Consider the following 19624-nt stretch of genomic DNA (forward strand, 5'->3'; position numbering starts at 1 on the left):
CTTCCCAGGCGAATCCTGGACACCATATCGGAACACGACATCGTGGCGAATATCGACACAATGTCCAATAACGTTCCGGTCGGCTTGCGGCATCGGTATGGGCATCGCCGCCCAAGCCGTTTCCGGGTTTCCGGACGGTCGATTGCTGTACGCCACAACGGATCTCGCACTTCGTCCGGTGTGGTGCGGGCGGTATCGCGATTGTGCAGCGGTGGCCCTTGGAGGTAGCGTGCTCGGCATGCAGCGCGCTCAGTCCACGACGACGCCGGACGACGTCCCGGAGCGCTGAACCCTGTTCTGATCGAAGCCCCGGGCGAATGCCCGGGGCTTTCTCGCGTGGTCATTCGCCCTCGACTGGGAGGAGACCCACATGCACGACCACCGAAAACTCGGCCGCGAACTCGACCTGTTCGACACCGACCCGCTGATCGGAGCGGGCTTGCCGTACTGGCTGCCCGACGGGGCGATCGTGCGCCACACCCTCGAGGAGTACATCCGCGCCGCGGAACGACGGGCGGGCTACCGGCACGTGTACTCGCCGGTGCTCGGCAAACGCGAGCTGTACGAGATCTCCGGGCACTGGGCGCATTACAACGACGACATGTACCCGCCGATGGATATCGGCGGTGAGCAGGTGGTGCTGCGTCCCAGCCTGTGTCCTGGCCACGCGGTGATCTACCGATCCCGCTCACACAGCTACCGCGAACTGCCGCTGCGGATCGCCGAGCTCGGTGCGATGTACCGCTCCGAATTATCCGGGGTGCTGGGCGGTTTGACCCGCGTGCGCGCCATTCAGCTCAACGACGCGCACATCTTCTGCACCCTGGATCAGGTCGCCGACGAGGTCGCCGCCGCGTTGGCCCTGATCTGCTCCGCGTACCGTGCCATGGGGATCACCGCCGCCCGCTACCGGCTGTCGCTGCCCGGAGCGAGCGGGAAATACGTTGCGGCACCGGATATGTGGTCGCGTGCGAGCAAGCTGTTGAGCGAGGTGCTCGACGGGGCCGGATTGTCGTACGAGGCAGTCGAGGGAGAGGCCGCGTTCTACGGCCCCAAGATCGACGTTCAGGTAGCCGATCACGCGGGGCGCGAATCCACCCTGTCCACCGTGCAGGTCGACTTCTACCAGCCCGAGCGGTTCGATCTGCACTACATCGGCCCCGACGGCGGCAAGCATCGACCGGTCATGGTGCACCGCAGCATCATCGGCAGCGTCGAACGCGCGGTCGCCCACCTGATCGAACAACACGGCGGCGCATTCCCGGCGTGGCTGGCACCTGTTCAGGTCGCGGTGCTGCCGATATCCGCCGCCGAGGAAGCCCCGGCTGCCGAGCTTCGTGACCGGTGCGTCGATGCCGGGCTGCGCGCCCGCGTCGCCGGTCTCGAAGCGGGCAGTCTCGCGGCGCGTGTACGCGAGAACCGTTTGGCGCCATACCAGTTCATTCTCGGACCCGCCGAGATCGCACAGGCGGAGGTATCCGTGCGGCTGCGAGACGGACGCCGCCTCCCCGCCCAGTCGATGGGTGCCGCCGTCGCGCGTATCCGCGCTTCGATCGAGCGCCACGACACCCGCTTGTGGACCGACTGACGGCTGCGTCGCTCAGATCGTGCGGACGTCCTGTGCCTGTCTGCCTTTGGCTATTCCCGGGATTCGAATCCCGAGCCGGAGGCGGCGGAGTAGTGAACGTAGGCGTCAGGGCCGCCATCAATCGACAACGGCGGCCAGATCTCCGCTGGCTTCGGCCTGTGGTCGATCTTGTAGGCTGTGGAACCGAGAGCCGCTCGACCTGGGGAGTTGTCATAGCGCGCAAGGGTTTACGGCGATTCGTGTTTGCCGTCGCAACAGCATTGATGGTCGCCGCAAGCACCGTGGGCGCGGCGGGAGCGTCACCCGAGACATCACCGAGCCACTCTGTGACTCTCTCGTTTCCTGCTCCGACAGGCCCATATTCCGTCGGCGTCACCGAACTACATCTGATCGACCCAGACCGCGCCGACCCGTGGGACGCCGGTCGACGCCGCGAACTGATGATCCAGATCTGGTATCCGGCCGAGGGCAGCACCTCACCGCCCGCACCTTGGATGCCGCTCGGCGGACAAGAGGCACAGCACGTCTACCTCACCGAACTCGGTGTACCACAAGGCAGTTGGACACTCGGTCTCAGCCACAGTCGCGAGGATCTGCCCGCCCGCACCGATATCGGCCGGTTCCCGATCCTGCTGAATTCTCCCGGGATGGGCGACACCACAGGCTGGAGCACCGCCCAAGCCGAGGATTTGGCCAGCCATGGCTACGTCGTGGTCGCGATGAACCACACGCATGAAGCGTTCGCCGTCCATTTCCCAGATGGCCGGATCGAACGCACGGTGGTTCCGCTGGATTCGCCCCAGGAAGTGCTGCGGGATCTCCTGCTGCCGACACGGGTCGCCGATACCAGATTCGTGCTGGATCGGCTCGCCGCCTACGTTGCGGGCCAGCCTTCGGATCTCGGCAATACGCTGCCTGCGCATCTTGCTGAAAACATGGACTTGTCACACGTCGGAATGTTCGGACATTCGCTCGGCGGTTCGACCACGACCCAGGCTCTGCACGACGACCCAAGGATTCGCGCGGGTGTCAATCTGGACGGACCCATCCTGGGGTCGGTCGCCGACGACGGAATAGATCGTCCGCTGCTGATGCTCGCGAGTGAATCGTCGCCATGGTTCGGTAAGCCCGGCTGGGAACCCTACTGGCGGAACAACACCGGATCGAAACTGCCGCTGCGGGTGTCGGGCACCGAGCACATGTCCTTCTGCGACCAGCAGGCGATCCTGCCGCAACTCGCTACGGCCGGACTCCTCCTCGCGGACACGAGAACCAAGGCGGTCGGCTCCATCGACGCGGATCGGTCGATAGAACTCCAGCGCGGGTATCTGCGCGTCTATTTCGACGTGGTCTTCGGTCGTGTCGATGCCGATATCATCGAGGCGATCGAGCACTTGCCCGAGGTCATTCCGCATCCGTAGCTATCCCGCCGGTGGGGGAGCGGGTGGTGGCGGGTAGCACTGTGCCCAGCCAGATCTTCTTGCCGTGGCGGTACGCGGTGGCGACGAGTTCCTCGTACCTGGCGATCGTCGGCGTCGGCGTCGGGGGGGGGGGCGGTAGTCCGAGGCCGTTGATGCCATCCAGGACCAGCACCCCGCTGACGCCTGCCTGCCGCAGCGCGTCGCGTTCGAATCGTGTTCGATGCGCCAGAGAGTAGCGTTGTTACTGGCATCGGTATATCTCTTGGTCAGTGCGGGCGGCGCGAGCCCTGCCCGGTCTCTGCGGGCCTGCCGTCGATGAAGTTCGGTCAGTGGCGCGATGACGCCTTCCGCTACCTCGTTGACCGGCCCGAAGGCCAATCCCATCGGTGGCTGCACTGTCTACTGAACACTGCAGGGAGGGGAGCCGAGATCCAGCTACGGTGTCGCGACCGTACACGACTTCCTTCGGTACGAAGCCGCACACGCGGATATTGTCCTCGTTCGGTAGTCGATACCGGAGTGCGCGCGAGGCGCTTGTCGAGTAGCCGTATTCGATCTCGCTTTCATACGGTAAAATCGGGAGCGGCAGAGATCGGTACAGCGTTCGAGACGTAAAGGCGCACAACGGTACTTGATCCGTACCTCGGGTTCGATTCTGTGTGGGCACTACGAGCAGGGGGCGCGGCATGGTCATCGACAGGTCTCTCGTGATAGTGGACGCAGTTCGTACGGTTCGATTCCTCGAATAGTCATCGCCATCTCGCCGTATTCGTGGAACCCCGGTCGCCATTTTGGCAGGCTGGGTGATATCGGTCGTCTATTGGCCACGGCGACAGCCGGACGGGGTATTCGGACCGTCGATCAAGCGGGTTGTTCGTCCTGGGTGACCCAGGTCGGCGACCACGAGATGTTCTTCGCTGAACAGTTTCGCGATCAACTCGGCGTTCGCCGGGCGCGATCGTCGGCAATTCGACCGGTGCGGCGAATCCGCCTCCCCGTCTGCAGGATCGACACTATTCGCGATTCCGATACCTACTCGCGCCTCGAAACCAGCGGCGCGGCTCAGGAAACCCTCTCGCACGGAACAGGAAAGGAATGCAATGACCCAGCCTCGCCAGGACCGACTGCGACTACTTTCCCCCGATCAGGACCACGACGTCGACGCGGTCGTGCACGATCTGCTCACCGGAGACGCGACCGGTGTCCCCGCGGACCTCGTCGACGATATCGCCGCGGTCCGAGCCCAGTGCCGCCTCGGCGCCGAGCAGATTCCCGGTGCGGAAGGCGTGCTGCTCGACGCCTTCGCCGCATGGCCGAACACCGGCGGCCCGCACCCGCTCGTCATTCTTCCCGCCGGACTGGACCCCAAGGGCTGGAAGATGTACGGCGGCGCCATCATCCGATTGCTGATGCGCCGATACGCCGTCGTCGCGTACACCGAACGGGGGCTGCCGGGTTCCGACGGGAAACTGACGGTGGCAGGTCCCGAGGACATCGCGGACGGACGCAAGGTCATCGACTGGGCGCTCGCCAACAGCGGACTCGACGCCGACCCGGACCGGATCGGCATGCTCGGCATCTCCTACGGTTCCGGCATCAGCCAGCTGGTCGCCAACGAGGATCGCCGGGTCAAGGCGGTGGTCGCGCTGAGCACCTGGGCGGACCTCGGCCAAGCGCTCTACGACAACCGGACCCGGCACATCGCGGCCGCGGAAGCCCTCGCCGCGATCAGCGACCGGCCGAGCGACGAACTGGTACAGGTCCTCGAAGACTTCCGCGAGAACACCAACATCGACGAGGTGCTGGAGTGGGCGAAGCCGCGCTCGCCCGCGCACGTGAGTAAAAAGCGTTCCGTGCCAACATTCTTCACCAGCTACTGGCACGAAACGATCTTCCCGCAGAATCAGCTGCTCGACTACTTCGATCGCTACCCCGGCCCGAAGCGCCTCGACCTCGCCGTCGGCGACCACGGTGCGGTGGAGATTCCCGGCATCCTCCTGGGCGTCTACACCCGGACCACCGAAGCCGCCTACGACTGGCTGGACCACCACCTGCTCGGTGTGGACAACGGCATCGACCGAGACGGCGTCGTGCACACCGAGACCATGTACAACTTCGCCACAGAAGCCGCCGCGGACCTGAAATCCTGGTCGAACTCGATGCTGCGCTACTACCTGAACGCACCGAGCGGCGGGTCCACCGACGGTGCGCTGACGACATCTCCGGCGCAGACCTACAGCCAGAGCATTCAGGCGGGCACCGAACAGGTCAGGGCGGCCAGCACGCTGGTGTTCGACGGTTTCCTCGAACGACTGCTGATGCCCAAGCGGCAGCTGCTCGACGACGTCGACCGTGGCGCCGCCGCGGTCTGGACCACCGAGCCGTTCCCCGAGCCCCGTCGCATCGCGGGCGCCCCTGAAATGCAGGTCACCGTCACTCCCTCCGACAAGACGGTCACCGTTTTCGCCTACCTGTTCGACCACAATCCCTTCACCGGCAAAATGCAGATCATCACCCATGCTGCCGTCACCGTGCAGAATGCGGAGGCCGGTCGCCCGACCGTGGTGAACGCTCGATTGCAGGCGGCCGACTACCGGATCCCCGCCGGTCACCATCTGACGATGATCGTCGACACCAAGGATCACCTGTACGGCGACGAAACCATCGCGGGTACGACCGTCACGCTCTCCAACCAGAACGGTCCGGCCTACGTGGACCTGCCCATGTCGTCCTGACCGCCCCGCGACCGAGTACACGGATTCCGCGAGCCGCCGAGCCTCTTCGGCTCGGCGGCTCTCGGAACGGGGGCGCCGCCGAGTTCCGGCGCTCTGGTCAGCTGGCCGGACCCAGCGCGCGGATGTCTCCGGTCTCGAGGGCGCACTCCTGCCGATCGCGCCCGCGCGACCTCACCGCAGAGTATTTTGTGGTACGCGCTCCTCCTGTTCGACGCACATTTCATCCAGCTGGCGAGGAGGACTATGTCTCCGGAGAACGGAACGAGCACGGAGGGATTGGTCCCGTTCTATTCGGACGTCCAGTCGCATTACGACCTGTCCGACGATTTCTTCGCGCTGTTCCTGGATCCGACTCGCACCTACAGTTGCGCGTATTTCGAACGCGAGGGGATGAGCCTCGAGGAAGCGCAACTGGCCAAAATCGACCTGGCGCTGGGCAAATGCGATCTGCGCCCCGGCATGACACTGCTCGACGTGGGGTGCGGCTGGGGCTCGACGATGATGCGCGCGATGGAGCGCTACGACGTCGACGTGATCGGGCTGACCCTGAGCCGCAACCAATACGAGCACGTCAACAGCCTGTTCGAGGCGCATCGCGGACCCAGGCGCGGCCGTGTGCTGCTGCAGGGCTGGGAAGAATTCGACGAGCCGGTGGATCGTATCGTCAGCATCGGCGCGTTCGAACATTTCCGGCGTGAGCGGTACGAATGGTTCTTCGACAAGTGTCACCGCATGCTGCCCGCCGACGGACGGATGCTGCTGCATACGATCGTGCAGTTCGACCGGCACGAGTGGCGCGCGAAAGGACTGCCGATCAATCGCGAGATACTCGAATTCGGCAAGTTCATCGCCAGCGAGATCTTCCCGGGCGGCCAGCTGCCGGAGCCGCAATGGGTGATCGATTACGCCCGCGCGGCGCACTTCGACGTCCAGCGCGTGCATCCGCTCGGCCCGAATTACACCGTCACGCTCGAGCATTGGGCCCGTGCGCTGAGAGAACATCGCGACGAGGCGATCGCGCTGACCTCAGAGGAAACCTACGACACCTATTCGAAGTACCTGAGCGGCTGCGGCAGGTTCTTCCGCGATGGCTACATCGACGTCGTGCAGTTCAGCCTGGTCAAGAAGTAGTACCCGTGGGCGAGCGCGGTCAGCGCGGCGCGGTGAACTCGTCCGCGAGACCCGGTGGCGAAAGCGGATGCCGCACACCGATCGCCGGATCCTCGCCTACCGCCGAACCGGCTGTCGCGTGTCGGATTCCGTCGACACAGCCGTGTGTGTGTCGGATTCCGGCGATCGCACGGCGGGACGGGGCGTTGTGCGCGGATGCCGCCTGACACTCGGTTCGTCCGTTCCGAGAAGGAGGTAAAGAAATGTTGACTGTGCTGCCGATCAGGTATGTGTCGGATGTGCAGTCGTGCCGGAGGTTCTACGCCGGTCTGGGGCTCGCGTTCGACGCGGACGCGAGTGTCAATGTGTGGGCGCAACTTTCGGCCGACGCCGGGGCCGTCGGGTTGCACGACTTCAGGGTCTCGAAAGGGCGTCCGGCAGGCTCGGTCGAACTCGGGTTCGCGACCGACGAGAAGCTCGAGGTGGTCGCGAACCGGCTGCGCGAGCAGGGCTACGAGTACGAGATCTTCGACGAGGACTTCGGTCGCAGCCTGCGGGTCGTCGATCCGGACGGTGTGACGATCCAGATCCAGGAGATCGACATGGAGGTCGCCAAGGCGTCCGAATCCGCCTTGGCGGCGCCGGAAGGTCACTGACCAGTTGCCGAACCCGAGGGCGGAACGCACGACGACTCGCTCTCGGGTGGCAGTCCGTCACCCCGATGTGGGCTGCGGCCGAATCGTTCGACCAACTTCCCCTCGGTTGACACATCGCGCATGCTTCGCGATTACATCGGCTGGCATGTTACGAACTGGCTCGCGCTCGACTTGGCGGCACCTGACTGATCGATGGTGCGTCCGAACGCTTTTCGGTGTGGTCGCCCGAGGCCGTGGTGCAGGCGCCGTGGCGGGTGAAGGGTTCGGCGAGCTGAGCGAGGTAGCCCACCGGGTAGTCGGGTTTGGCGGCCATGCCGAGGTCGGCGCTGGTGAAGCGGCGGGCGGGGTCGTAGCTGAAGGTGCGCAGCAGGTGATCCCAGACGAGGGTGAACAACCCGAAGTTGACGTCGCCGATGCCCGCCCATTTGAGGTGGTGGAAGCGGTGGCCTTCGTTGAGCGCCAGGACGTATTCGAGTGGGCCGACGCGGTAGTCGGCGTTGGAGTGCTGTAGCAGCAGCTGCACCGCGACCGCCAGCGACAACGCCGCCGCGACCGGCACCGGAATCCCGGCCACCAGCAGCGGGGTGACGCCCGCGGTCATCTCGAGTGTCTGGTGCAGGGGGTGCTTCATCAGGCCGTTGAGGCCGTAGAACCGCGTAACACTGTGGTGCACAGCGTGAAACCGCCAGAGCAGCCCGATCTTGTGGCTGGCGTAGTGCGTCAGGGTGATGCCGAAGTCGGCGACCAGAATCGCGATCAGTACTTGAACGACGAAAGGCCACTCGGTGGGCCAGATCCCGTCGCCGGGGACGAGCGCGGCCAAGGCCGGGATGGCGGCGACACTGGTGAGAATGAGCGTTTCGTTGACGAAGGTGTGCGCGGTGTCGCGCCCGACGTCGCCGTGGGAGCTGTTCCAGACACCTTGATACGGCAGCAGGCGTTCGGCGCCGAACGACAATGCGATAGCGGCAACCAGCAGGGCCAGCAGCCAGGCTTTGTTGGCTCCGCTTGCGGCCAAGGCGATTCCGGCGCCGTTGATGCCCAGCAGCAAGAGCGGTGCGTAGCCGTAGCGGACCAGGGGGCGAATGATTGTGGACATGGGTTCAGCGTCGCCGTCGCGGCCCGGTCGAGGCTTGTAGAAATCAGCTGAGCCGCGCGGGTGGTGGTCGCCAGCCGGTGGCGATGAGTGCTTCGGTGGGGGTGATGCCGAACAGGTCGCGGCAGGTCTTGGTGAGGTGAGCGCTGTCGGTGAAACCCGCGGCGTGCGCGGCTTCGGTCAGCGAGCCGCCCGCGCGCACGGTGCCGACGGCCAGCTGAAGCCGAGTCCAACGCCGCCACGCCGCGTACGGCAGACCGACGTGCTCGGTGAACAGATGCGACAGGCGGCTCGGCGACATCGCGACGGCGGCCGCGAGATCGCCCAGCGACGGTGGGCCGCCCGCGGAGACCGCTGCCACGCGCAGCGCCTCGGTCACCACCGGGTGCGCGGACCGGCGCGGCATCGAATGCGGTTGCGGTGCTTCCACTCTGGTGCGCGGCGTTGCCGCGGTGATCCAGCTGATGGCCGCATCGGCTGGCAGGCCACGCAGTCGAGTGAGGGCGGCACGGCCGACGAGATCGGCGGAGTCGAGGTAGGCGATGAAGCCTTTGGCTCCGGGGGTGGCGCGCACTTCGTGGCGTACACCGGGCGGGATGATCGCCACCTCGGCGGTCGTGGAGCGTCCGGCGGCGTCGATCACCGTCACGTCGCCCGCGGTGACGAGCAAGATCTGCACGGCGGCATGGGAATGAGCCGCGGTGTCGCCGATGTCGCCCGTGAAGGCCATCAGGCCCGGCGTGAACAGGACCCCGCCGAGCCAGCGCGGCGTCACCGCGGTGCGCTTCCGGCTGAGCGAAGCGGAACGAGTACAGCCGGGGTCGCGCTGATCGCTGCACTGACCGAAAACGCCGACGACATCGCGTGAGCGTACCCGGGGAGCCGACAGCCTCAACTTCCACGAGCACCATTTCTTCCGTATGGAATACGCGCCGGAAGATGTCGACCAGCGCCGGTTGGTGCTGCGTCTGCAGTCCTCGACGCTCGATTGGACGATCGTGCGCCCGAACTGGTTCCACCAGAACGTCAGGGGCCGCTCCGCGATATCGCCCTCGCGGGCGCGGGAACGCTGCGGCTCCCGGTCGCCGGCGGCGCTGAGTTTCGTGGACACCCGGGATATCGCCGCGGTGGTGACCGAGGCGCTCGTCGCGGAACGCCACGCGATGTAGCCGACGTACTCGGGGCATCGCCGCGCTCGTTCGCCGGTTCGCACGAGAATCTCGGCCTGACCCGTAGCTTGGCGACGGGGTACGAGATCGCACCGCGTGGCGCGGCCTACCTGCGGGCCATCGAGGCCGAACAGCCGCACCGGTTCCGGGCGGCGACGTGGGTAGGGTCGGTGTCGGCTGTCTGTCGTGACGGAGTTCGCTAGGTCGTGGCCGCCGCGAGCTCGATCAGGCGGGCGCGGACCAGGTCGGGGCGTTCGTCGGCGATGAAATGTCCGCAGCCGGTGACGGTTTCGAGGGTGTAGTCGTCGGCGCGGGCGGTTTCGGGGGCGGCCAGGGAAGGATGAAGAGCGACGTCGTCCAAGCCGAACAGTGCGCGAATGGGGATGGTGACGCGCCGACGCTCGGGATTGCGTGCGGCACTCGGGATTTCGCGCAGCCAGAACGTGCGGTAGGTGTCGGTGGCGGCGCGGGCGCAGACCGGATCGCGGAAGCGGTCGGCGAAGATTCGCACCACCTCGAGGTCGACCGCGCTGCGGTCGGTGATCGCGGCGGAGATGAGCCGTTCGAGCAGACGAGTGCGCTGTTGCAGCGGCACGCCCGCGATGGCGAGCAGCGGTTGATAGGCGAGGAAGCGCCAGAGATGCCGCGTCACCGTTGCCGCGGGTACCCAGGGATGCGCCATGTTCAGTGCTAGGTAGCCGTCGAAACGTTCGGGCTCGCGCAGCACCATCAGGTATCCGACATAACCGCCCCAGTCGTGTCCGACGAGCAGCACTCGCTTCAGGTCCAGCGCATCGAGGAGCGCGAGCACATCGGAGGCGACGTCGTCCTTCGCCCACCGATGCGGCGCCGGGCCCGACCAGCCGTAGCCCGGCAGATCGGGCGCGATGATCCGGAGTCCCTCGGGCGGGTCGGCGAGGAGATCCCGGTAGGCGTAGTGGTGCTGCGGCCAGCCGTGCAGCAGCACGACCGGTCGGCCGTCGACTTGCCCGGCTTCGGTGACGTGGAATCGAACGCCGCGGGCGGTGCTGAACGATCGGCGCACCCCGGGGATGACTGGCGGTTCGGTAGCGGTACCGGCGGTAACAGGCATGACGCCACGATAGTTCGCCGGGTGGCCACCGAACCACCGTCCGCAGGTGGAGACGGCGATCCGACCGTGGGTGGAGAGCGAACCCTTCGGCCTCGTCGAATGGGAGCGTCGTCGGCGGATTCGGCTACACGGGCGCCTCCGCTGCCTCGGCTTCCGGAGTGGCGAGAATGCGCTGGAATTCCGGGCAGTCGACCAGCGGTCGGTGGGTGCAGGTCGCGGTGTGGCGGAGGCCGTCGCGCATTCTGGTGAGGCGAGCGATGTCCTCGTCGAGCTGGTTCGCTCTCTTGGCCAAGTGGGCGCGGAGTTCGGCGTCGTCGGGGGTGGCTGTCAGGAACCTGGCGATCTGCGTGAGGGTGAAACCGGCCGAGCGCGCGCAGGTCACCAGGGCCAGTCGGGCGAGCACATCGGGGCGGTAGGTGCGGCGTAAACCGTTGCGGCCGTCCGGCTCGATGAGGCCGCGCTTCTCGTAGAACCGCAACGCGGAGGGAGCCAACCCGGCCCGCTCGGCGACTTCGGCGATATCCAGCGACGTCATGCCCGATCACTCCTTGACTTGAACCGTGCTTCAAGTTGCACCATAGGCGCATGACCGAAGAAACAGAAGGCCAGATCTCGTTGCACCCGCAGGTCGAGGCATATTTGGAGCGGCTCGCACAGTTCAATTTCGGTGAGCTGCACACGTTTCCCCTCGAGCTGGCGCGCGAAGGGGTGCGCAGGGGTGCCGCTCTCCTGGGGGAGCCCGAAGCTGTCGCCGCCGTCGAAGACCGCGTGATCCCCGTGGCGGATGGGGAGATCGGAGTCCGGATCTACACTCCGGCGGGCGATGGCCCCTTCCCGGTATTGGTGTTCTTCCACGGTGGCGGGTTCGTGCTCGGCGATCTGGACACCCACGATGGCCTGTGCCGGAGTCTCGCGAACGGCGCCGAGTCCATCGTGGTCTCCGTCGACTACCCGCGGGCGCCGGAGCACAAATATCCGGCGGCGCCCGATGCCTGCTACGCCGCGACGCGATGGGTCGCCGAGCACGCGGCCGAAATAGGCGGGGATCCCACCCGGATCGCTGTCGGCGGCGACAGCGCCGGAGGCAACTTGGCGGCGGTTGTCGCGCTGATGGCGCGGGAGCACGGCGGGCCTGCCCTGGCCTTCCAGCTCCTGATCTATCCCGACCTCGATTTCCGGAGGTCGAATTACTCCATCCGCGAGTACGCGGGTAAGTACGGCAATATCAGCAGGGCCACCCAGTACTGGTTCATGGACCACTACCTGACCACCGAAGCGGAGAAGCTCGATCCCCGAGTCTCACCCCTGCTCGCCCCCGACTTGGCCGGGCTTCCACCGGCACTCGTCATCACCGCCGAATTCGACGCATTGCGAGACGAGGGTGAACAGTACGGTCGGCGTCTCGAGGAGGCCGGCGTCCCGGTCACCGTCAGCCGCTATCCCGGAATGATCCACGAATTCGTCCGGCACCCCTTCGACGACAGCGCGAAAGCCCGATCCGAAGCAGCGACAGCACTGCGAAAGGCGTTCGTCCGCTGAGCTTGGTCCCCGGATCCTGAGATAGCGGAGAGGCATCTTCCTCGTGGCGGCCGCCGTTCACCTGTCGGTGGCTTACCGCGTTGTCTCTGGACGCACACTTCCATCGGCTTCAAGCCAGGCTGGGGTCGCGGGCGATTTCAATGTGCCGACTGCTCAGGAGACGGTCACCTCGGGCGGAAGCGATCGGTTCTTTGTGTCGATGTCAGGGGCTGCGGGGGCGGTTGTTCGGTGTCGGCGCCTCGCTGCTTCTCGCGTAACTTCGTGTCCGGATCGACCTTGTCGGCGCGTTCCCACTCCTTGTCCAATTCGGTTCGCGAATCCGCCGCCGCGCTGCGATCCATGTGCGCTTGCTGGGCAAGCTGCTCGGCTTGCGCCACCTTGGCCTCGCCTTCCGCCTTCGCCGCCCGGCTCCTGGCGGCGATCTCCTCGGCCCGCGCCTCCCGCTGAGCGACCTCGGCGTCGCGTTCGGCCGCGCGGTCACGGAGAGCCCGAGCCTCGACCCGCTGGTGTTCGCGCCGTTTGCGCAACAGCACCCAGGCGGCGACCAGCAGGATGACCAGGGCGATGACAATGATCACGATCAGAACAGTGGTGCTCATCTTTCGACTCCTCGCACTCACCCCCCTTCACCCTAACGCCACTCGACCACCCCCGAACTGCGAAAACGCACGGCGGTCGGGCAGCGCCGGAGGACGGCGAGGCGAGGGGGCGGTGCGAAGATGCGCCTGCACAACGCCCACCGCCCAGGCCTCGGACGACGCTCAGGCCGCGACGAGCCGTCCGGCGGTGTATCCGTGTGCGGCGGCGACGGATTCGGACAGCAGCGTGCCCTGGTGAGTGCTCAGTCCGGCGGCCAGGCCGGGATCCGCGGCGACGGCGTCGCGCCAGCCGCGCTCCGCCAAGGCGATGACATAGTGGAGGGTGGCGTTGGTGAGAGCCACCGTGGAGGTGTTGGGTACCGCGCCGGGCATGTTCGCGACGCAGTAGAACACCGAATCGTGGACCCGGTAGGTGGGTTCGGCGTGCGTGGTCGGCCGGGAATCGGCGAAGCAGCCGCCCTGGTCGATGGCGATGTCGACCAGCACCGAGCCGGGCTTGAGCTGTTCGACGAGATCGTGGGAGATGAGTTCGGGGGCTTTGGCGCCGGGCACCAGGACCGCGCCGATCACCAGATCCGCCTCGCGCACGGAGTTCTCGACCTCGAACGCGTTGGAGACGACGGTGCGGACCTGCCCGCGGTACAGGTCGTCCACCTCGCGCAACCGGGCGACGTTCAGATCCAGCACGGTGACGTCGGCGCGCATTCCGACCGCGACGGCGATGGCGTTGCGTCCGGAAACGCCCGCGCCGAGTACGACCACTTTGGCGGGTCGCACGCCGGGAATCCCGCCCATGAGCACGCCGCGGCCGCCTTCGCTGCGCATCAGGTGGTAGGCGCCCGCCTGGGGTGCGAGCCTGCCCGCGACCTCGCTCATCGGCGCCAGCAGCGGCAGGCTGCCGTCGCGTCCGGTCACCGTCTCGTAGGCCACGGAGGTGATGCCGGAGTTCAGCAGCGCGTCGGTGCACTCCTTGGAGGCGGCCAGGTGCAGGTAGGTGAACAGCAGCTGCCCGGCGCGCATCCGCGAATACTCCTCGGCCACCGGCTCTTTCACCTTGAGCACCATATCCGCGACACCCCAGACCTCGTCCGCCGTCGGCAGGACGTGGGCGCCGACACAGCTGTAGGCGGCGTCGTCGAACGCCGATCCGGCGCCGGCATCCGCCTCGAGGAACACTTCGTGTCCGCGAGAGACAAGCTCACGGACACCGGCGGGCGTGCACGCCACTCGGTATTCGTGATTCTTGACCTCGCGGGGGATCCCGATTTTCATCAGCACTCCTGATCGTCTCGTCGCTGTTCGAGCTAGAGCGAGTCCCTATCGGACGGGGTCGCTTCAGGATCTAGTGTGAAGATTCTGCGATATCAGATCCAGATGTCTGAAGATGATTCTCGAAAGAGGCGAATCACACGCGGATCTATCGGATCGATTGGTTACCGCGGCCGCCTGGTCGAATCATCTTCGCCGTTTCCGGGAGACCTCCGCGGTGTGGTGCCGCAGAGCGCGGACGCCAGGAGTGAACGGCTGGATGCCGGGTTGCTTGCCGGCGCGATCCCCTGATGGGTTCAGGTCGGGTTGACGGCGAGGACGGTCGCGGCGTTGAGAGTTATGCCGATGCCGATCCCGCCCACGGTCCACCCGAGGGCCTTCGCGCTGTTCCGGGTGAACCAGTCGTTGATTCGTTGCAGGAACGGATCGACCCGCTGGTGCGCGGCGAGGCGGGCCAGTGCCAAGGCGATGGCGGGCAGGGTCATGACGACGCAGTAGGCGGCCAGGGTGAAGCCGGTCAGCTGCCAGGGGAGATCGGCATTGGCGATCAGTCCGACGGCGGCGAGGTAGGGGAGCATGGTGGCGACTTCCAGGGCGGCGGCCACGAGTGCGAGCTTCATCAGGCTCCCCGCGCTGCCGTCGCCCGCCATCGTTCTGGACCGCCAGCGCTGGATCCTGCTTGGCGTCCCGGCCCGTCGTTCGGCCCTGGCCTCCAGCCGGTAGCTCAGCGCGATGATGAGGATGCCGAGGATCAGTTGCCCGATTCGCAGCGGAACCGGTGGGACTTCGATCGCGCCCACCGCTGTCAGCGCGGCGTCCGCGCCGAGGACCAACAGTATTCCGACCCCGAAGTAGAACACCGCGACGGTCCCGAGGTAGACCGCGATCCGCCCGGCCCGCAACCGCCCCGGAGTCAGCAACAACCAGATGGGGATCAGCAGCGTGCCGAAGCTGGTGCTGTCGATGAGCGCGAGCCCGATCAACGCCGCGACGAGAGTGAAAGTCATGCAATTCCTTTCGGACCGGCAGGACTCTCATCGTCGAGCAGCTGAACTCCCACCCACATCCGACAAAAGAAGGACACCGGGTCGTACATCGACGTGCGCCTCGTAGGCTGCCTTGCCGGGGGCTCCGGCCTGTTGTGCCGTGGTGTTCAGCATGGGACAGGCCGTCGCGGGTCTTTGTTCGGTGAGGAGTTGGTTGGTGTGCATCCCGATGTGGCCGAGGCGAGGCTTCTTCTCGACTCGCTGGGTTTGGCGTTCGCGGCGGCGCTTCCCGAGACGGAGAACGCCGAGTACGGGGCGTTCGTTTCCCGCGTGGGTCGCGGGTCGATCAGGTTTCGAGTCGGCAAGCTGACACCGACCAAGGTCGGCCTGTTCGTCACGGTGTGGAGGCGTGCGGCGGATGGGTCGACGGAGCCGTTGGCGGCCGAGGACGGCGTCGATCTGCTGGTGATCACCGCCCGAGAAGAGCAGCGTTTCGGTCAGTTCGTGTTCCCGAAGGCGGCACTGGTCGAGCACGGCGTCGTTTCCGTGGCCGGTCGCGGCGGGAAGCGCGGATTTCGGGTGTATCCGCCGTGGTCCGCGACCCAGAACCGGCAAGCGATGCGGTCCCAGAAGTGGCAGTGCGACTTCTTTCTCGAACTCGACGACGGCGAAAAGGTAGATCTGCGGCGGGCCCAGCGGCTCTACGACCCGGTGTGTCCCGGTCTCGATGATCGGTCCCGCTGATAGCGGTCAGCCGAGGGCCCGGTGCGGGACGTGCCGGGTGGCGATGCGGTGCAGCAGCCGTGCCGCGGCGCGCGCGGTCCGGTTGTCGATATCCAGGCTGGGATTCAGCTCGGCCACGTCGACGACGGCCAGTTTGCCGCTCATGGTCACCCGGTCACAGACGGATTGGATCGTCGAAAGGGGGATCCCGAACGCCGCGGGCGCGCTGACGCCCGGCGCGACGGCGGCGGGCAGGACGTCGAGATCGATGGTCAGGTGCACCAAGTCGACTTCGGCGAGGAAGTTCTCGACGAAGGTGAGCGACGTGGTGGGGTCACAGTCGTCGTCGAGGAGGTAGCGGACGTCGAACTTCGCGGCGGTGTCGAACAGCGCGGCGGTGTTGCTCGGCTGGCTGATACCGAGCACGGCGTAGCGCACGGCGTCGCCCTCGGCTTCGAGGATCTGCCGGAACGGGGTGCCGGAGCTGGGGACCGGATCGGCGCGGAGGTCGAAATGCGCGTCGAGATTGAGGATTCCGACACGGGTGGTCGAGGTACGCCGCGCGGATCCGGCGACGCCGAGGTAGGTGCCGTAGGCGATTTCGTGCCCGCCGCCGAGAACGATAGGGAAGTGACCGGCGTCGAGCAGGGCGCTGACGGTGGCGCCGAGGTCACGCTGGCCTTCCTCCAGCTTCTCGTCGGTCACCGCGACGGTGCCCGCGTCGAACGCGCGATGCGGTTCGGCCAGCGCCATGGGTGCGAGTGCCTGCCGCAGGGCATCGGGTCCGGCCGCCGCACCTACGCGGCCCTTGTTGCGCCGCACCCCTTCCTCGCTGGCGAAGCCGACGAACACGCAGGCGCCCGGCTCGGCGCCAGGTACGTACGGTTCGACGACCTGATGCCAGCGCAGATGCTCGGGCGTGGTGCCGTCGGTGCGGCCGGTCCAGCGGGGCGCGGGGTGCATCGTGGTGGCCTCCTCACTTCGAGTAGGCGAGCGTGCCTTCGCGCCACACTCGGCTGATCAGGGGAACACCGGGCCGGTAGGCCAGGTGCAGGTGGGTAGGTGCGTCGAGCGCCAGGGCGTCGGCGCGGGCGCCTGGAGTGAGGGCGCCGATATCGGTGCGGCGCAGCGCCCTCGCGCCACCGGCGGTGGCGGCCCAGACGGCTTCGTCGGGAGTCATGCGCATATCGCGCACCGCGATCGCGATGCAGAACGGAAGGCTGGTCGTGTAGCTGGTGCCGGGATTGCAGTCCGCGCCGAGTGCCACCGTGATCCCGGCGTCGAGCAGTGCGCGAGCGTCGGGATAGCTGCCGCGGGTGCAGAAGTCGGCGCCGGGCAGCAGAGTGGCGACGGTGTCGCTGTGGGCGAGCGCGTCGATATCGGCCGAGTTCACGTGCGTGACATGGTCGACCGACGCCGCGCCCAGCTCCACCGCCAGCTGCACACCGGGCCCCTGCCGCAGCTGGTTTCCGTGCACCCGTGGAATCAGCCCGTGCGCCACACCGGCGCTGAGGACGGCATGTGCTTGATCTCGGTCGAAAGCGCCCTGCTCACAGAACACATCGATCCATTTCGCGTGCGGCGCGCATTTCGGGATCATCTCCGCGCACGCCATGGCTACGTAGTCGTCGGCGCGCCCGGCGTACTCCGGCGGCGGGACGTGCGCGGCCAACAGCGTCACCTCGTCGGTGTAGCGTCCCGCCACCTGAACGCTGCGCAATTCGTGCTCGACCGACTGCCCGTACCCGGATTTGCACTCGACGGTCGTGCTGCCCGTCCGCAGTGATTCGTCCATCAACCGCCGGACATTCGCCTCGAGCTGCTGATCGGTGGCGGCCCGGGTGGCCTCGATGGTGGTCCGGATACCGCCCGCGGCGTACTGCTGCCCGGACATCCGGGCCGCGAACTCCTCGGCCCGATCCCCCGCGAACACCAGATGCGAATGCGATTCCACGAATCCGGGTAGCACGGCGCGCCCGCCCAGCTCGTGGCCGGTATCCGCCGCGGGCGCGTCGGCGGAATCGCCGACCCACGCGACGATGCCGTCCTCGAAGACGACCGCCGCGTTCCGGCGCAGGCCGAGGACGCCGTCGCCCAAGGCGGGATCGTTGGTGACGAGCAGTCCGATGTCGGTGAGTGCGGTGGTCGGCATGGATGACTCCTAGATCCGGGTATCGACCATCTCGGTCTGCGAGGGATAGATCATCTGCGCGGGCGGGTTGTTGGTGCGCTTGGCGACGGGGTAGTAGATCGCGCCGGTGAACACGATGCCGACGATCCACGAGATATCGGCGCCGCCGAGCATGTCGGTGATGGGTCCGGTGTACATCTTCTGCGCCAGGAACGGGATCTGTGCGACGACACCCAGGGCGTAGCAGACCAGCGCGGGCACGTTCCAGGATCCATAGCGGCCCTTCGGGTCGTAGAGCGCGGGCAGGTCGATGCGTTCCTTGGAGATCAGGTAGTAGTCGATCAGGTTGATCGCGCTCCACGGGGTGAACACCATCAGCAACACGAGCACGAAGTTCTTGAAGTTGTTCAGGAAGTCCGCGCTCGCGGCGATGGCGATCAGCATCGAGACCGCGACGAAGCCGAGGATGTAGAGAGCGCGCGCGGCGGTGGAGATATGGGACCGGCCGTTGAACGCGGTGACGGTGGTCAGGATCGACATGAACCCGCCGTAGGCGTTGAGCACGTTGACCGTCAGCTTGCCGACCACGATCACCAGGTAGATCAGGAACGCGAGGACGGCGGGTCCGGCGAGTTCACCCAGGAAACCGACCTGATTGCCGAGGAAGGCATCACCCGCGACGGCGGCGACCAGCGCGCCGAAGGTCATCGACCACTGCGAGCCGATCACGCTGCCGAGGAAGGTGGACCAGAAGGTGGTGCGTTCACTGGTGCCGCGCGGCAGATAGCGGGAGTAGTCGGCGACGTACGGGCCGAAGGTCAGCTGCCAACCGGCGCCGAGGGAGATCGCGAGCAGGAAGGTGACCGTGTCGAAGCCGACGATGCCGACGAAATCGCCCATGTTGTACTCGGCGAACAGCCGGATCGCCAGATAGGTGAACCCGATGATGCCGATGACGGTGGCGATGCGCCCGACGATGTGGATCAAGCGATAGCCGGTGATCGCGACGAAGGCGGTGAGACCGCCGAAGATCAGAATGCCGACCGTCGGACTGTCGATGTCGAGCATCTTGTTCACGGCCTGGCCTGCCAGCACGGTCCCGGTCGCGGCGAATCCGAGGTACATGAGGATCACCATGATCAGTGGCACCACCGCGCCTTTGACGCCGAACTGGGCGCGACTGGAGATCATCTGCGGCAGCCCCATACGCGGACCCTGGGCCGAATGCAGCGCCATCACCGCGCCGCCGACGACGTTGCCGATGAGCAGACCGAGGATCGCCCAGAGCGCGTCGGCACCGAACACCACCGCGAGTGCGCCGTCGACGATGGCGGTGATCTGCATGTTCGCCCCGAACCACAGGGTGAACTGACTGCGCGGGGTGCCGTGGCGTTCGTCGTCGGGCACGACGTCGATGGTGCGACGTTCGAGGGTGAGGAGATCCTCTTGGTTGCCGTCGTTCTTCATTGGCGGGAGTGGCTTTCTGCAGTGAATCCGGCGTATATACAA

The 19624-nt window shown here is 66.4% G+C and carries 18 protein-coding genes and 1 pseudogene; 8 read left to right on the top strand and 11 right to left on the bottom strand.

Features of this window, described 5'->3' with window-relative positions; genetic code table 11:
• Nucleotides 1–364 precede the first annotated feature (364 nt).
• Nucleotides 365–1588, top strand: a pseudogene (gene thrS / locus T333_RS20040) (threonine--tRNA ligase); the annotation flags it as partial.
• 92 nt (nucleotides 1589–1680) lie between these two features.
• The gene (locus tag T333_RS20045) at nucleotides 1681–3009 is read left to right on the top strand and encodes an alpha/beta hydrolase family protein (RefSeq protein WP_496425434.1); all 1329 of its coding nucleotides are present in this window, start codon (nucleotides 1681–1683) and stop codon (nucleotides 3007–3009) included.
• On the opposite strand, the gene T333_RS20050 is transcribed toward T333_RS20045, so the two are convergent.
• Nucleotides 2993–3181 carry a hypothetical protein gene (locus tag T333_RS20050; protein WP_496425435.1) on the bottom strand — a complete coding sequence of 63 codons (189 nt, stop codon included), beginning with the start codon at nucleotides 3179–3181 and terminating at the stop codon, nucleotides 2993–2995. The two genes, T333_RS20045 and T333_RS20050, sit on opposite strands and share 17 nt — an antisense overlap.
• A 928-nt stretch (nucleotides 3182–4109) precedes the next feature.
• Here T333_RS20050 and T333_RS20055 point away from each other — a divergent pair.
• From T333_RS20055 to T333_RS20065, 3 genes are all read left to right on the top strand, one after another.
• Nucleotides 4110–5744, top strand: a complete 1635-nt coding sequence (locus tag T333_RS20055) for a CocE/NonD family hydrolase (protein ID WP_496425436.1) — start codon at nucleotides 4110–4112, stop codon at nucleotides 5742–5744.
• 243 nt (nucleotides 5745–5987) lie between these two features.
• Entirely contained in the window at nucleotides 5988–6875 is an 888-nt protein-coding gene (locus tag T333_RS20060) for a cyclopropane mycolic acid synthase family methyltransferase (RefSeq protein ID WP_496425437.1), read from the top strand.
• Nucleotides 6876–7117: 242 nt separating this feature from the next.
• Nucleotides 7118–7510, top strand: coding sequence for a VOC family protein (locus tag T333_RS20065; RefSeq protein WP_496425438.1), 393 nt, complete (start codon nucleotides 7118–7120; stop codon nucleotides 7508–7510).
• Nucleotides 7511–7658: 148 nt separating this feature from the next.
• On the opposite strand, the gene T333_RS20070 is transcribed toward T333_RS20065, so the two are convergent.
• Both T333_RS20070 and T333_RS20075 read right to left on the bottom strand, forming a co-directional pair.
• Nucleotides 7659–8609 carry a sterol desaturase family protein gene (locus tag T333_RS20070; protein WP_355003243.1) on the bottom strand — a complete coding sequence of 317 codons (951 nt, stop codon included), beginning with the start codon at nucleotides 8607–8609 and terminating at the stop codon, nucleotides 7659–7661.
• Nucleotides 8610–8652: 43 nt separating this feature from the next.
• Entirely contained in the window at nucleotides 8653–9381 is a 729-nt protein-coding gene (locus T333_RS20075; protein WP_496425439.1) for a helix-turn-helix transcriptional regulator, read from the bottom strand.
• 145 nt (nucleotides 9382–9526) lie between these two features.
• On the opposite strand from T333_RS20075, the gene T333_RS20080 reads away from it, so the two are divergent.
• Complete coding sequence (locus T333_RS20080; protein ID WP_496425440.1) at nucleotides 9527–9775, top strand: hypothetical protein; 249 nt, start codon at nucleotides 9527–9529, stop codon at nucleotides 9773–9775.
• 199 nt (nucleotides 9776–9974) lie between these two features.
• On the opposite strand, the gene T333_RS20085 is transcribed toward T333_RS20080, so the two are convergent.
• Nucleotides 9975–10868, bottom strand: coding sequence for an alpha/beta fold hydrolase (locus tag T333_RS20085; protein WP_496425441.1), 894 nt, complete (start codon nucleotides 10866–10868; stop codon nucleotides 9975–9977).
• 124 nt (nucleotides 10869–10992) lie between these two features.
• Nucleotides 10993–11403 carry a MerR family transcriptional regulator gene (locus tag T333_RS20090; protein WP_357255205.1) on the bottom strand — a complete coding sequence of 137 codons (411 nt, stop codon included), beginning with the start codon at nucleotides 11401–11403 and terminating at the stop codon, nucleotides 10993–10995.
• 50 nt (nucleotides 11404–11453) lie between these two features.
• Here T333_RS20090 and lipP1 point away from each other — a divergent pair, with 50 nt between their 5' ends.
• Entirely contained in the window at nucleotides 11454–12407 is a 954-nt protein-coding gene (lipP1, locus tag T333_RS20095; protein ID WP_496425442.1) for a LipP1 family hormone-sensitive lipase, read from the top strand.
• Between the two features lie 164 nt (nucleotides 12408–12571).
• Here the strand turns inward: lipP1 and T333_RS20100 are convergent, their stop codons facing one another.
• The 3 genes from T333_RS20100 to T333_RS20110 form a co-directional block, all read right to left on the bottom strand.
• Nucleotides 12572–13006: a hypothetical protein gene (locus tag T333_RS20100; RefSeq protein ID WP_496425443.1), complete on the bottom strand. Its 435-nt coding sequence runs from the start codon at nucleotides 13004–13006 to the stop codon at nucleotides 12572–12574.
• A gap of 162 nt (nucleotides 13007–13168) precedes the next feature.
• Nucleotides 13169–14278: an alanine dehydrogenase gene (gene ald, locus T333_RS20105; protein ID WP_496425444.1), complete on the bottom strand. Its 1110-nt coding sequence runs from the start codon at nucleotides 14276–14278 to the stop codon at nucleotides 13169–13171.
• A gap of 293 nt (nucleotides 14279–14571) precedes the next feature.
• Nucleotides 14572–15282 carry a GAP family protein gene (locus T333_RS20110; RefSeq protein WP_496425445.1) on the bottom strand — a complete coding sequence of 237 codons (711 nt, stop codon included), beginning with the start codon at nucleotides 15280–15282 and terminating at the stop codon, nucleotides 14572–14574.
• A 198-nt stretch (nucleotides 15283–15480) separates the two neighbouring features.
• On the opposite strand from T333_RS20110, the gene T333_RS20115 reads away from it, so the two are divergent.
• The gene (locus T333_RS20115; RefSeq protein WP_355003253.1) at nucleotides 15481–16005 is read left to right on the top strand and encodes a MepB family protein; all 525 of its coding nucleotides are present in this window, start codon (nucleotides 15481–15483) and stop codon (nucleotides 16003–16005) included.
• Nucleotides 16006–16011: 6 nt separating this feature from the next.
• On the opposite strand, the gene hutG is transcribed toward T333_RS20115, so the two are convergent.
• Genes hutG through T333_RS20130 form a run of 3 tightly spaced genes read right to left on the bottom strand, consistent with a single transcriptional unit; the run spans nucleotide 16012 to nucleotide 19582 of the window.
• Nucleotides 16012–16947 (bottom strand): formimidoylglutamase, encoded by a 936-nt coding sequence (gene hutG / locus T333_RS20120; protein ID WP_496425446.1) that lies wholly within the window; start codon nucleotides 16945–16947, stop codon nucleotides 16012–16014.
• A 13-nt stretch (nucleotides 16948–16960) separates the two neighbouring features.
• Nucleotides 16961–18136: an imidazolonepropionase gene (gene hutI, locus T333_RS20125; protein WP_496425447.1), complete on the bottom strand. Its 1176-nt coding sequence runs from the start codon at nucleotides 18134–18136 to the stop codon at nucleotides 16961–16963.
• Between the two features lie 9 nt (nucleotides 18137–18145).
• Nucleotides 18146–19582: a purine-cytosine permease family protein gene (locus T333_RS20130; RefSeq protein WP_496425448.1), complete on the bottom strand. Its 1437-nt coding sequence runs from the start codon at nucleotides 19580–19582 to the stop codon at nucleotides 18146–18148.
• Between the last annotated feature and the right edge of the window lie 42 nt (nucleotides 19583–19624).

The sequence above is a fragment of the Nocardia sp. CNS-044 genome, assembly GCF_059570515.1.

Coding starts and splice junctions, on each gene's coding strand:
- T333_RS20055 (WP_496425436.1), top strand. CDS start 4,110: ATGACCCAGCCTCGCCAGGACCGACTGCGACTACTTTCCCCCGATCAG.
- T333_RS20060 (WP_496425437.1), top strand. CDS start 5,988: ATGTCTCCGGAGAACGGAACGAGCACGGAGGGATTGGTCCCGTTCTAT.
- T333_RS20080 (WP_496425440.1), top strand. CDS start 9,527: ATGGAATACGCGCCGGAAGATGTCGACCAGCGCCGGTTGGTGCTGCGT.
- lipP1 (WP_496425442.1), top strand. CDS start 11,454: ATGACCGAAGAAACAGAAGGCCAGATCTCGTTGCACCCGCAGGTCGAG.
- hutG (WP_496425446.1), bottom strand. CDS start 16,947: ATGCACCCCGCGCCCCGCTGGACCGGCCGCACCGACGGCACCACGCCC.
- T333_RS20130 (WP_496425448.1), bottom strand. CDS start 19,582: ATGAAGAACGACGGCAACCAAGAGGATCTCCTCACCCTCGAACGTCGC.
- T333_RS20070 (WP_355003243.1), bottom strand. CDS start 8,609: ATGTCCACAATCATTCGCCCCCTGGTCCGCTACGGCTACGCACCGCTC.
- ald (WP_496425444.1), bottom strand. CDS start 14,278: ATGAAAATCGGGATCCCCCGCGAGGTCAAGAATCACGAATACCGAGTG.
- T333_RS20085 (WP_496425441.1), bottom strand. CDS start 10,868: ATGCCTGTTACCGCCGGTACCGCTACCGAACCGCCAGTCATCCCCGGG.
- T333_RS20100 (WP_496425443.1), bottom strand. CDS start 13,006: ATGAGCACCACTGTTCTGATCGTGATCATTGTCATCGCCCTGGTCATC.
- T333_RS20090 (WP_357255205.1), bottom strand. CDS start 11,403: ATGACGTCGCTGGATATCGCCGAAGTCGCCGAGCGGGCCGGGTTGGCT.
- hutI (WP_496425447.1), bottom strand. CDS start 18,136: ATGCCGACCACCGCACTCACCGACATCGGACTGCTCGTCACCAACGAT.
- T333_RS20110 (WP_496425445.1), bottom strand. CDS start 15,282: ATGACTTTCACTCTCGTCGCGGCGTTGATCGGGCTCGCGCTCATCGAC.
- T333_RS20065 (WP_496425438.1), top strand. CDS start 7,118: ATGTTGACTGTGCTGCCGATCAGGTATGTGTCGGATGTGCAGTCGTGC.